This is a genomic window from Amycolatopsis speibonae (assembly GCF_042647925.1).
Taxonomy (GTDB): domain Bacteria; phylum Actinomycetota; class Actinomycetes; order Mycobacteriales; family Pseudonocardiaceae; genus Amycolatopsis; species Amycolatopsis speibonae.
Genome location: NZ_JBHRWK010000014.1, coordinates 772228 through 782855, shown reverse-complemented (window position 1 = coordinate 782855; position 10628 = coordinate 772228). Strand labels below are relative to the sequence as shown.

The following is a 10628-nucleotide window of genomic DNA, read 5'->3' as shown; positions in this document are numbered from 1 at the left end:
TCCACCGGACGAAAACCCATAGCCACACCAGGATTCTCCCAGCATCACCAGCCCACACCAAAATCATCACCAGCAGGTCGCCCCAAAACGCAACAGCCTCTCAGGGTTGCGAAGGAGGCCTTCACTACCTCGCCCACCGGGTACCGGATCGCGTTTAGCGGGCTAAACGCGATCTCACGAGAGCGGCAGAGTGCCGTCGTGCAGCGTCTTCCCCCCAGCGTCGAGGACGACGATGCCCACCCGCGCGTCCGGCCCGGCCGCGTTGACGCCTTCCGGTCGCCACACCGCGAACGTCCCCCCGACGACCGCCGCCTCGACCTTCTTCCCCGCCCCGAAGTCGAGCTTCACCTTGGCCGCGGCCTCGGGCACGACCCCGATGAACGGGGTCTTCGAACGGCCGGACCCGCCCTGTTCGGCGCCGCCGAGTGTTTCGGTGAACAGGTCGCGCACCGCTCGGGGGTCGGCCTGGGCACCCAGTTCGGGGAAGAGGCGGTAGTACTCGCTCTTCCCGTCGTGATAGCCGAGCCCGCCCTGGCAGACCACGAACCGGTCGCCGAACCGGGCGACGACCACCTTGACGTCATCGCCTTCGAGTAGCGTGCCGACCTCGTAACTGTCCTCGTCGGGCAGCGGTTCGGTCGCCCCCCGCACGCAAGTGGTGAAGAACTCCCCCGCCGGCGTGTCCCGGGCCGGCACCGAGGGCGGGACGCGATCGATGTCCGTCACGGCCGGGTCGGGCGCGGGCCGAAGGCCGTACGGCCCGGCACCGCTCCCGTCACCCGGCGCCCCGGGGTACGGCCCGACCGAGTACGTCGTCCGCGAAGGGATGCTCTGCGAAATCATCACGAACAGGTTCCCGTTCCCGAAGACGTTCACGTCGGTCGAGCCGGTCGAGTCCGCGGTCCGGGAGAAGATCACCATTTTCTCCCAGCCGGGGTCCGCCACCCCCGCCACCGTCCCGGAGCGGCTCGTCAGCAAGGCGGCGGTCTTGGTACCCGTGGCGTAGGACGGGGCGGCACCGGGATCGGAGACGGTCACCGTGGTCACCGTGGTCTCGCAGAAGAAGACCTTGTCTCCCGTTTTCACCGCGACGACGGTGACGGACGTCCAGTATGGAGCGACGGTGAACTGCGGCACCCATTCGTCACGGGCGGGAAAGTCCGCTGTCCGGTTCTGCCTCTGGATCGCCGCCCAGCACCTGTCCAAGGCCGGGATCGCCTTCGGCAGGTCGAGGGCGAAGTCAGGGTCCGACGCGACGGCCGGGCCCGGCCCGTCCGGCTCCCGGACGAGCACGGTCGCGACCAGTGCGCCCACGAGGACTCCGACGACGGCGGCCGCGGCGGCGACGATCGGCCATCGGCGCCGCACGGGTTTTCCCATCCCCTCCCGCAGCGACATCCGCAGGTTGTCCAGCACTTCCGGAGGGAGTTCACGCCTGTCGGGCAGGCCGAGGTCGTCGGTCATTTCTCCTCCAGGGCGACCCGCAGCTGCGCGCGGGCCCGCGAGATGTGGGCGCGAACGGTCACCTCGGCGACGCCGAGCAGTTCGGCGGCGTCCGGGAGGGAGAGATCCCCGAGCAGACAGAGTTCGACGGCCTGGCGTTGTGACTTCGGCAGCTTCGCGACCAACGCGAGCACTCTCCGGAGACGCTCTTCACCGTCGAGCTGGTCGACGACGGTTTCGGCGTGGTCGGACACCGACCGGGGCTCCGGCAGCCGCCGGACGAGCCGGAGCCGCCGCCCCGAGCTGCGATGTTCACTGCGCGCGAGATTCCCCGCGACGGTGTACAGCCACGGCAGCGCGCTGTCGCGGATGAGCGTGATGTCCGCCCTGCGCCGCCAAGCGGTGAGGAAGGTCGTCGACGTCAGGTCTTCCGCCGACGCCCACGACCCCGTCAGCCGGTACGCGTGGTTCCACACCGCTTGGGCATGGCGTTCGAAGAGCTCGGTGAACGCCCCGTGATCACCGCCCGCGGCCGCGTGCCAAAGCTCCGTGTCGCTCCTGTCGGGAGGAGGTCCGGACGAATCCACCGGCACCCCCGCCGATCCGGTCGCTGTTCTGGTCACGTCCATCAGTGACCGGCACCCGGCGAGATGTTGCGACACCCGGGCACCGGATCGCGTTTAGCCCGCTAAACGCGATCCGGAGGGGGTCAGACCGCGCCGTATTGCCGGTCCCCCGCGTCCCCGAGACCGGGCACGATGAAGCCGGAGTCGTTCAGCCGCTCGTCGATGCTCGCGGTCACCACGCGCAGCGGCAGCCCGGTCTTCTCCAGGTGCTCGATGCCTTCGGGAGCCGCCAGCGCGCAGATCGCGGTGACGTCGGTGGCGCCCCGGTCGGTGAGCAACCGGATCGTGTACTCCATCGACCCACCTGTCGCCAGCATCGGGTCGAGCACCAGCACCGGCCGGTCGGCGAGCGATTCGGGCAGCGATTCGAGATACGGCGTCGGCTTGAGCGTCTCCTCGTCGCGGGCGAGCCCGACGAAGCCCATTTGGGCGTCCGGGATCAGCTTGTGCGCCTGGTCCGCCATCCCCAGCCCGGCCCGCAGCACCGGCACCAGCAGCGGCGGGCTCGCCAGCGCGTAGCCGTCGGTGCGCGCGACCGGCGTGTGGATCCGCTCGATGCGCACAGGCATGGCGCGGGTGGCTTCGTAGACCAGCATGACCGTCAGTTCGTGCAGCGCCGCGCGGAAGGCGGCGCTGTCGGTGCGCGCGTCGCGCATGGTGGAGAGCCTGGCCTTGGCCAGCGGGTGATCAACGACGTGCACATCCATGCCCGTCAATTTATCTCCTCAGGCCTGCCGCGCGAACCAGCCGACCCAGCGGCGCTGCCACGGCGTCTCCACCGAACGCTTGTCGTGGTTCGCCCGCGCCCACGCCACGGCTTCGTCGGCGGTCAGCCCGCCGAGCGTGGCCAGACAGGACAACACGGTCCCGGTCCGCCCGACACCGCCGTGACAGGCGACCTCGACACTTTCCCCCGCCGCCGCGCGCTCGTGCAGGTCCACGATCCGCCGCCGCGCGTCCGCCCAGTCCGTCGGCAGCAGGAAGTCTGGCCAGCGGATCCACGCCCGCTCCCAGTCCATTTTGTGGTCGTGCTTCCGGCGCAGCTTCGCGCCGCCGAGATACAGCCCGAAATCCGGTGAAGGCCCGTCTGGCCAGGGCCGACCCAGGCCCCGTCCCCGTACCTTCACCCCGTCCGGCAGCTCCAAGGCGTCGGGTAGTGAGTTCCCCATCACGCGAGAATGCCACTGTCGGCCATAAGTTGGACGTCCGGCTCTCCCACCAGCGCTAGGCTTCTGCGGGTGAGCGAAGAGCCGGCCTTGCCAGGACCCGAACAGATGCGCATCTCCGACGCCGACCGCGAGCAGGTCGCGCAGGTGCTGCACGCGGCGATGTCCGAAGGGCGCATCACCATCAACGAGCTGGAAGAACGGCTCACCATCGTATACGCGGCCAAGACCGTCGGGGACCTGAAACCGGTCACCGCGGATCTGCCGCAGCAGGCACGATCGGCGATCGAACCGGCGACCTCGCGGGCGCTGGGCCTGCCCGACGACCGCATCGGCGGGCACCCGGGCTCGGGCGCCTCGATCGCCGTCATGTCCGGCGTGTCGCGCAAGGGCAGCTGGGTCGTCCCGCCGCAGCACAACAGTTTCGCGTTCTGGGGCGGCGCCGACCTCGACCTGCGAAACGCGCGGTTCGCCGAGAAGCACACGACGATCACCGCGGTCGCGATCATGGGCGGGATCGACATCATCGTGCCCGACGACATCAACGTCGACGTCACCGGAATCGGCTTCATGGGCGCCTTCGAGCTGGAGGACCGCAGCGGCGCGCCGCCCGCGCCGCCGACAGCGCCGACGGTGAAGATCAACGGCTTGGCGTTCTGGGGCGGCGTCGTCGTGAAGCGGAAGCCACGCCGGAAAGACGTACCTGAAATCGAAGGCTGACCACACATCCGGGGGACCATCTGATGCGCCGAAGTTTCGTCGCCATCGCTTGTGCCGCACTGCTTTCCGCCACCGCCTTCCCGGCGGCGGCCGCCGGGAAGGCCGATCCGCGCCAGACCGCGATGGACGCGGCTGTCGCCGCGGGCATTCCGGGGATGGTCGCCGTCGCCGATGACTTCCGTGGCGCCAGTGGCGTCGCGAACATCGAACGGCCCGGCAAACCCGACGCCTCGGGACGCTGGCGGGTGGCGAGCGTCTCCAAGGTGTTCGTCGCGACTCTCGTCCTGCAGCTCGTGGCCGAAAAGCGCGTCGGGCTGGACGAATCCGTGCAGCGCTACCTGCCCGGCCTGCTGCCGTATCCCGAGCCGATCACCGTCCGCCAGCTGCTGCAGCACACCAGCGGCCTGCCGCGTGACCTGCTCCCCGAGGACTCCTGGGCGTCCGGACCGGAGATCGACACCGAACGCTTCGAGCACTTCGACAGCGACGACGAAATCCGCCTGAGCGTGACGAAGCAGCTGCTTCAGTTCAAGCCCGGGACGAGCTGGGCCTACTCCAACACCGGCTACAACGTCCTCGGCCTGCTGGTCGAGAAGACCACCAGGAAGCCGTTGGAACGTGTGCTGGCCGAACGCATCACCGGGCCGCTGCACCTGCGCGACACCTCGCTGCCGCGCGACTTCCCCTTCCTGATCGGCGCGGCCGCCCGCGGCTACGAGCAGCTGTACGACGCTCCGCGCGGCCTCACCGACGTCACCACCTACAACTACTCGCGCTACTTCGGCGCGGGAGGCGTCGTCTCTTCGGGCAAGGACCTCAACCGGTTCTTCGAGGCCCTGCTGGGTGGCCGTCTGCTGCCCGCCGACCTCCTCACCCAGATGAAGAAGACGGTCCCGGCGGGCGGCGCCCTCGAGTACGGCCTCGGCCTGATGAAGCTGAACCTCAAGACCGCGGGCGGCTGCGCGGAGGACCACGTCATCTGGGGGCACGGCGGCGACCTGCCGGGGTACAACACCCTCAGCTTCCACGACGAGTCCGGCAAGAACATCTCCACGATGGCCACGGTGGACCTCACCGCGTCGCCGGACGCCGCGCTCAAACGCCAGCTGCCGATGGTCACCGAGTTCTGCGCCCCGGCGGTGCCCTCGGCCAAGGCCGCCGCCCAGGCCCCGGTGCCCAGCTTGTAGGCCGCTTACACTCACCCGTATGACAGCTACGACCAGCTCGTCAGTGGCGCCGGGGACCCCGGCGCCACTGACGGACGCGACTCGCGACGAGGCGAGCCTGCGCCGGTTCCTGCACGGGCTGCCTGGTGTCGACCAGGTCGGCGTCGAGCAGCGGGCGGCGGGCCTCGGCACGCGCAGCATCAAGAAGGCCGCCAAGCTCTGGGCGATCGACACCGCCATTTCGATGGTCGACCTGACGACCCTCGAAGGCGCCGACACCCAGGGCAAGGTCCGCGCGCTCGCGGCGAAGGCCAAGCGGCCGGACCCGGAACGCCCGGACACCCCGCGGGTGGCGGCCGTGTGCGTGTACCCGGACATGGTCGAGACGGCTGTCGAGGCGCTTCGCGGCACCGGCATCCACGTCGCGAGTGTCGCCACCGGCTTCCCCGCCGGGCGCACGAGCCGTGAGATCAAGCTGGCCGACACCAAGATCGCCGTCGACGCCGGAGCCGCCGAGATCGACATGGTGATCGATCGCGGCGCGTTCCTGGAAGGCCGCTACCTGGAGGTCTTCGAGGAGATCCAGGCGATCAAGGCCGCCTGTGGCAGCGCTCACCTCAAGGTCATCCTGGAGACCGGCGAACTCGTCACCTACGACAACGTCCGCCGCGCCTCCTGGCTCGCGCTGCTGGCAGGCGGCGACTTCATCAAGACCTCCACCGGCAAGGTCTCGCCCGCCGCGACGCTGCCGGTCACCCACGTCATGCTGCAGGCCGTCCGCGACTGGTTCGTCCAGACCGGGGAACTGCGCGGCGTCAAACCCGCCGGTGGCATCCGGACGACCAAGGACGCGATCAAGTACCTGGTCGCGGTGCACGAGGTCGCCGGCGAGCAGTGGCTGACCCCGGATCTGTTCCGTTTCGGGGCGTCCAGCCTGCTCAACGACCTCCTGCTGCAGCGCCGCACCCAGGCCGACGGCCACTACAGCGGCCCCGACTACGTGACGGTGGACTGATCCATGGGCATCTTCGAGTACGCGCCCGCGCCCGAATCGCGCGACCTCGCGAACCTCAAACCGCACTACCGGCCGTTCGTGAACGGCGAATTCGTCGACGGCTCGGGTGAGCCGCTCAAGACGATCAACCCGGCCACCGAAGAGGTGCTCGCCGAGGTCGGCACCGCGTCGGTGTCCGATGTGGACATCGCGGTGAAGGCCGCGCGCAAGGCGTACAACAATGTCTGGTCCAAGATGCCGGGCTCGGAACGCGCCAAGTACCTGTTCCGCATCGCGCGCCTGATCCAGGAGCGTTCGCGGGAGCTGGCTGTCCTGGAGAGCCTCGACAACGGCAAGCCGATCAAGGAATCGCGCGATTCCGACGTGCCGACGGCCGCCGCGCACTTCTTCTACCACGCCGGTTGGGCCGACAAGCTCGACTACGCGGGCTACGGCCCGAACCCGAAGCCGCTGGGCGTCGCGGGCCAGGTAATCCCCTGGAACTTCCCGCTGCTGATGCTGGCGTGGAAGATCGCGCCCGCGCTGGCCACCGGCAACACCGTGGTGCTCAAGCCCGCGGAGACCACCCCGCTGACAGCGCTGGTGTTCGCGGAGATCTGCCAGCAGGCCGAACTCCCGCCCGGCGTGGTCAACATCCTGCCCGGCGCCGGGGACATCGGCGCCGCGCTGGTGGGCCACGGCGACGTCAACAAGGTCGCCTTCACCGGGTCGACCGACGTCGGCAAGGCCATCCAGCGTCAGGTGGCGGGCACCTCGAAGAAGCTCACCCTGGAACTGGGCGGCAAGGCGGCGAACATCGTGTTCGACGACGCCGCGCTGGACCAGGCCGTCGAGGGGATCGTCAACGGGATCTTCTTCAACCAGGGCCACGTCTGCTGCGCGGGCTCGCGTCTGCTGGTGCAGGAGTCCATCGCCGAGGAGCTGCTCGAAAAGCTCCGCTACCGCGTCTCGACGCTGCGGCTGGGCGACCCGCTGGACAAGAACACCGACATCGGCGCGATCAACTCCGCCGAGCAGCTCGCGAAGATCAAGGGACTGGTGGAGTCCGGCGACGCCGAGGGCGCGCAGCGCTGGACCAGCCCGTGCCCGGTGCCGGAACGCGGTTTCTTCTTCGCCCCCACGGTGTTCTCGGACGTCCAGCAGTCGATGCGCATCGCCCGCGAGGAGATCTTCGGGCCGGTGCTCTCGGTGCTGACCTTCCGCACGCCGGACGAGGCCGTCACCAAGGCGAACAACACGCCGTACGGGCTGTCGGCCGGTATCTGGACCGAGAAGGGCTCGCGCATCCTGTGGATGGCGAACCAGCTCCGCGCCGGCGTCGTCTGGGCCAACACGTTCAACCGCTTCGATCCCGCCGCGCCGTTCGGCGGCTACCAGGAGTCGGGTTTCGGCCGCGAAGGCGGACGCACCGGACTGGAGGCCTACCTCGATGTCTGACCGTATTTCGGTAGCCAAGACCTACAAGCTCTACATCGGCGGCAAGTTCCCGCGCTCGGAGTCGGGCCGCGTGTACCCCGTCGCCGACAGCAAGGGCAAGTTCCTGGCGAACGCCTCGCACGCGTCCCGCAAGGACGTCCGCGACGCGGTTTCCGCCGCCCGCAAGGCTTTCGGCGGCTGGTCGGCGGCGACGGCGTACAACCGCGGCCAGGTGCTGTACCGGGTCGCGGAGATGCTGGAAGGCCGCCGCGAGCAGTTCGTCGCGGAGGTCGCCGCTTCCGAAGGCGTCGCGGCGAAGAAGGCACAGTCCCTTGTGGACGCTTCGATCGACCGCTGGGTCTGGTACGCGGGCTGGACGGACAAGATCGCGACCGTGCTCGGCGCGGCCAACCCCGTCGCGGGCCCGTACTTCTCCTTCACCGTGCCCGAACCGACCGGTGTCGTGGGTGTGCTGGCGCCGCAGCAGTCGTCGCTGCTGGGCCTGGTGAGCGTGCTGGCGCCGGTGCTGGCGACGGGTTCGACCGCGGTGGTCGTCTCCAGCGCGGAGCGGCCGTTGCCCGCGATCACGCTTTCGGAGGTCCTGGCGACGTCCGACCTGCCCGGCGGGGTCGCGAACATCCTGACCGGACGGGCGTCGGAGCTGGGCTCGTGGCTGGCCTCGCACGGCGACGTCAACGCGCTCGACCCGACAGGCGCGGAGCCGTCCGCGCGGGCGGACCTGGCGCGTGACGCCGCGGGCACCGTGAAGCGCGTCCTGACCGTCCCGGACGCCGAGCCGGACTGGACGGCCGACGCCGACATCGCGCGGCTGCGGCGGTACCTGGAAGCGAAGACCGTCTGGCACCCGCTGGGCGTCTGACGTCCGCGTTTAGTCCTCTGAATGCGGCGGGATTACCGAGTCCCACATGTCATGAAAGGGTCGTTCAGGACGAAAAACGTCCTGAACGACCCTTTCATGACATCCGGAAGCAGCGAGAGCGTCAGGGGTCGAGGTCGGAGCCGGTCAGCGCCCGGCCCGGGAGCGGCTCGGTATCCCCGGCCCGCAGACCGTCGATCATGATGCCGATGCAGCGCCGGATCGCCATCCGCGCGACCTCTTCGTTCTTGCCCGGCATCTGCCGCAGCAACGTCGCGAACAACATCGCGACGTCCCCGGTGGCGACGTCCTTGCGGAGCTTGCCCTCCGCCTGCGCGCCCTGGACGAAACCGCTCAGCACCACCAGCAGCTCGTCACGCAGGGCCTTGATCGCGGGATCACTCCTGAGGATCACCAGCGCGCGAGGCGACACCATCGCGAGCTGAATGCTCAACTGGAGTTCCATCGACTGGTGCAGGAGCCGGATCAGGGCGTCCCAGTCCGAGGGCTCCTGCTCCTTCGCGGCCTTCGCGTCCCTCAGGACCCGATCGAAGTTGTCGACGGCGACCGCGCGGATCAGCGCGTCCCGGTCCGGGAAACGCCGGTAAAGGGTGCCGACGCCGACGCCCGCCGAGCGCGCGATCTCCTCCATCGGGATCTCGGCGCCTTGCGCGGCGAAGATGGTTCTCGCCGCGGCCAGGATCTGATCCCGGTTCCGGCGCGCGTCGGCACGCAAGCGGGTCTCGGGGTCGGCTGTCATGGTCCTCGCCTCTCAGGGGTCCTTTGGCGCAGTGATTCTCGCACGTAAGGGCGTGCCCCTCACGCTTCCCGGGAAACCACCCCTTCGCGAGTGGACGACCTGCCTCCACTTGAGTACCTTGGTGACATAAGCGGAATGAAACCATCCGCATACGTTTTGGGGCCTCCTGTCCGATATCGCCCGAACCCACCCGACACCTGGGGAAGGACAAACCCGATGACTGACGTCGAGGAAACCACCGCGACCTTGCCGCTCATGCGCAAATGCCCGTTTTCCCCGCCTCCGGAATATGAGAAGCTTCGCGCGGAAAGTCCGATTTCCCGGGTCGGTCTCCCGTCCGGGCAAACGGCGTGGGCACTCACCCGGCTCGAAGACATCCGCGAAATGCTGAGCAGCCCGCATTTCAGCTCCGACCGGCAGAATCCGGATTTTCCGCTGATGGTGAAGCGCCAGATCCGGCGCGAGGACAAGCCGTTCCGCGCGTCCCTCATCGCGATGGACCCGCCGGAACACAGCCAGGCCCGGCGTGACGTCGTCGGGGAATTCACGGTCAAGCGCATGAAAGCGCTGCAGCCGCGAATCCAGCAGATCGTCGACGAACACATCGACGCCCTGCTCGCCGGGCCCAAACCCGCCGATCTCGTCCAGGCGCTCTCACTGCCGATTCCGTCACTGGTGATCTGCGAACTGCTGGGTGTCCCCTATTCGGATCACGAGTTCTTCCAGGGCTGCAGTTCCCAGCTGCTCAGCCGGGAAGTGAGCGCCGAAGAGCGAATGGTGGCTTTCGAGAAACTCGAAGGCTATCTCGTCGAGCTCGTCACCAAGAAGGAAGCGAACGCCACCGAGGAAGACCTCCTCGGCCGCCAGATCCTCAAACAACGGGAAACCGGCGAAGCCGACCACGACGAACTCGTCGGCCTGGCGTTCCTGCTGCTCATCGCCGGTCACGAGACGACGGCGAACATGATTTCCCTCGGCACGGTGACCTTGCTGGAGAATCCCGACCAGCTGGCGAAGATCAAGGCGGACCCGGGCAAGACCCTCGCCGCGATCGAAGAACTCCTGCGGGTCTTCACCATCGCCGAGACGGCGACCTCACGCGTCGCGACGGCGGACGTCGAGATCGGCGGCACGCTCATCCGCGCGGGTGAAGGCGTCGTCGGGCTGAGCAACGCCGGCAACCACGACCCGGACGGGTTCGAGAACCCCGACGACTTCGACATCGAGCGCGGCGCGCGGCACCATGTCGCGTTCGGGTTCGGGGTGCACCAGTGCCTCGGCCAGAATCTGGCGCGGATGGAACTCCAGATCGTGTTCGATACGTTGTTCCGTCGTATGCCGGGAATCAAGGTCGCCGTTCCGGTCGACGAGCTGCAGTTCAAGCACGACTCGACGATCTACGGCCTCCACGCCCTCCCGGTCACCTGGTAGGAGGAGCC

11 protein-coding genes are annotated in these 10628 nt (G+C 68.6%); 6 read left to right on the top strand and 5 right to left on the bottom strand.

Translation table 11 applies throughout. From position 1 onward, the window contains the following. Positions 1–174 precede the first annotated feature (174 nt). From ACFOSH_RS11895 to ACFOSH_RS11880, 4 genes are all read right to left on the bottom strand, one after another. Positions 175–1464: a hypothetical protein gene (locus ACFOSH_RS11895; protein WP_378238800.1), complete on the bottom strand. Its 1290-nt coding sequence runs from the start codon at positions 1462–1464 to the stop codon at positions 175–177. Next, on the bottom strand, positions 1461–2072 hold the full coding sequence (locus ACFOSH_RS11890) for an RNA polymerase sigma factor (RefSeq protein ID WP_378238799.1): 612 nt from the start codon (positions 2070–2072) through the stop codon (positions 1461–1463). Before ACFOSH_RS11890 ends, ACFOSH_RS11895 begins: the two co-directional genes overlap by 4 nt. A gap of 80 nt (positions 2073–2152) precedes the next feature. Beyond that, the gene (upp, locus tag ACFOSH_RS11885; protein ID WP_378238798.1) at positions 2153–2776 is read right to left on the bottom strand and encodes a uracil phosphoribosyltransferase; all 624 of its coding nucleotides are present in this window, start codon (positions 2774–2776) and stop codon (positions 2153–2155) included. Between the two features lie 18 nt (positions 2777–2794). Beyond that, entirely contained in the window at positions 2795–3238 is a 444-nt protein-coding gene (locus ACFOSH_RS11880; protein ID WP_378238797.1) for a protein-tyrosine phosphatase family protein, read from the bottom strand. A 105-nt stretch (positions 3239–3343) separates the two neighbouring features. Here ACFOSH_RS11880 and ACFOSH_RS11875 point away from each other — a divergent pair, with 105 nt between their 5' ends. Genes ACFOSH_RS11875 through ACFOSH_RS11855 form a run of 5 tightly spaced genes read left to right on the top strand, consistent with a single transcriptional unit; the run spans position 3344 to position 8432 of the window. Continuing rightward, a complete protein-coding gene (locus ACFOSH_RS11875; protein ID WP_378238839.1) occupies positions 3344–3955 on the top strand; it encodes a DUF1707 SHOCT-like domain-containing protein in 612 nt (203 codons plus the stop codon). A gap of 23 nt (positions 3956–3978) precedes the next feature. Next, a complete protein-coding gene (locus tag ACFOSH_RS11870) occupies positions 3979–5142 on the top strand; it encodes a serine hydrolase domain-containing protein (protein WP_378238796.1) in 1164 nt (387 codons plus the stop codon). A gap of 19 nt (positions 5143–5161) precedes the next feature. Continuing rightward, positions 5162–6136 carry a deoxyribose-phosphate aldolase gene (gene deoC, locus ACFOSH_RS11865; protein WP_378238795.1) on the top strand — a complete coding sequence of 325 codons (975 nt, stop codon included), beginning with the start codon at positions 5162–5164 and terminating at the stop codon, positions 6134–6136. Between the two features lie 3 nt (positions 6137–6139). After that, positions 6140–7573, top strand: coding sequence for an aldehyde dehydrogenase family protein (locus ACFOSH_RS11860; protein ID WP_378238794.1), 1434 nt, complete (start codon positions 6140–6142; stop codon positions 7571–7573). Next, positions 7566–8432: an aldehyde dehydrogenase family protein gene (locus tag ACFOSH_RS11855; RefSeq protein WP_378238793.1), complete on the top strand. Its 867-nt coding sequence runs from the start codon at positions 7566–7568 to the stop codon at positions 8430–8432. The genes ACFOSH_RS11860 and ACFOSH_RS11855 overlap by 8 nt, the downstream gene beginning before the upstream one ends. A gap of 121 nt (positions 8433–8553) precedes the next feature. On the opposite strand, the gene ACFOSH_RS11850 is transcribed toward ACFOSH_RS11855, so the two are convergent. Next, positions 8554–9189, bottom strand: coding sequence for a TetR/AcrR family transcriptional regulator (locus ACFOSH_RS11850; RefSeq protein WP_378238791.1), 636 nt, complete (start codon positions 9187–9189; stop codon positions 8554–8556). A gap of 216 nt (positions 9190–9405) precedes the next feature. Here ACFOSH_RS11850 and ACFOSH_RS11845 point away from each other — a divergent pair, with 216 nt between their 5' ends. Next, positions 9406–10620, top strand: coding sequence for a cytochrome P450 (locus ACFOSH_RS11845; RefSeq protein WP_378238790.1), 1215 nt, complete (start codon positions 9406–9408; stop codon positions 10618–10620). Positions 10621–10628: the final 8 nt, after the last annotated feature.

Coding starts and splice junctions, on each gene's coding strand:
- ACFOSH_RS11895 (WP_378238800.1), bottom strand. CDS start 1,464: ATGACCGACGACCTCGGCCTGCCCGACAGGCGTGAACTCCCTCCGGAA.
- ACFOSH_RS11890 (WP_378238799.1), bottom strand. CDS start 2,072: ATGGACGTGACCAGAACAGCGACCGGATCGGCGGGGGTGCCGGTGGAT.
- upp (WP_378238798.1), bottom strand. CDS start 2,776: ATGGATGTGCACGTCGTTGATCACCCGCTGGCCAAGGCCAGGCTCTCC.
- ACFOSH_RS11880 (WP_378238797.1), bottom strand. CDS start 3,238: ATGGGGAACTCACTACCCGACGCCTTGGAGCTGCCGGACGGGGTGAAG.
- ACFOSH_RS11875 (WP_378238839.1), top strand. CDS start 3,344: ATGCGCATCTCCGACGCCGACCGCGAGCAGGTCGCGCAGGTGCTGCAC.
- ACFOSH_RS11870 (WP_378238796.1), top strand. CDS start 3,979: ATGCGCCGAAGTTTCGTCGCCATCGCTTGTGCCGCACTGCTTTCCGCC.
- deoC (WP_378238795.1), top strand. CDS start 5,162: ATGACAGCTACGACCAGCTCGTCAGTGGCGCCGGGGACCCCGGCGCCA.
- ACFOSH_RS11860 (WP_378238794.1), top strand. CDS start 6,140: ATGGGCATCTTCGAGTACGCGCCCGCGCCCGAATCGCGCGACCTCGCG.
- ACFOSH_RS11855 (WP_378238793.1), top strand. CDS start 7,566: ATGTCTGACCGTATTTCGGTAGCCAAGACCTACAAGCTCTACATCGGC.
- ACFOSH_RS11850 (WP_378238791.1), bottom strand. CDS start 9,189: ATGACAGCCGACCCCGAGACCCGCTTGCGTGCCGACGCGCGCCGGAAC.
- ACFOSH_RS11845 (WP_378238790.1), top strand. CDS start 9,406: ATGACTGACGTCGAGGAAACCACCGCGACCTTGCCGCTCATGCGCAAA.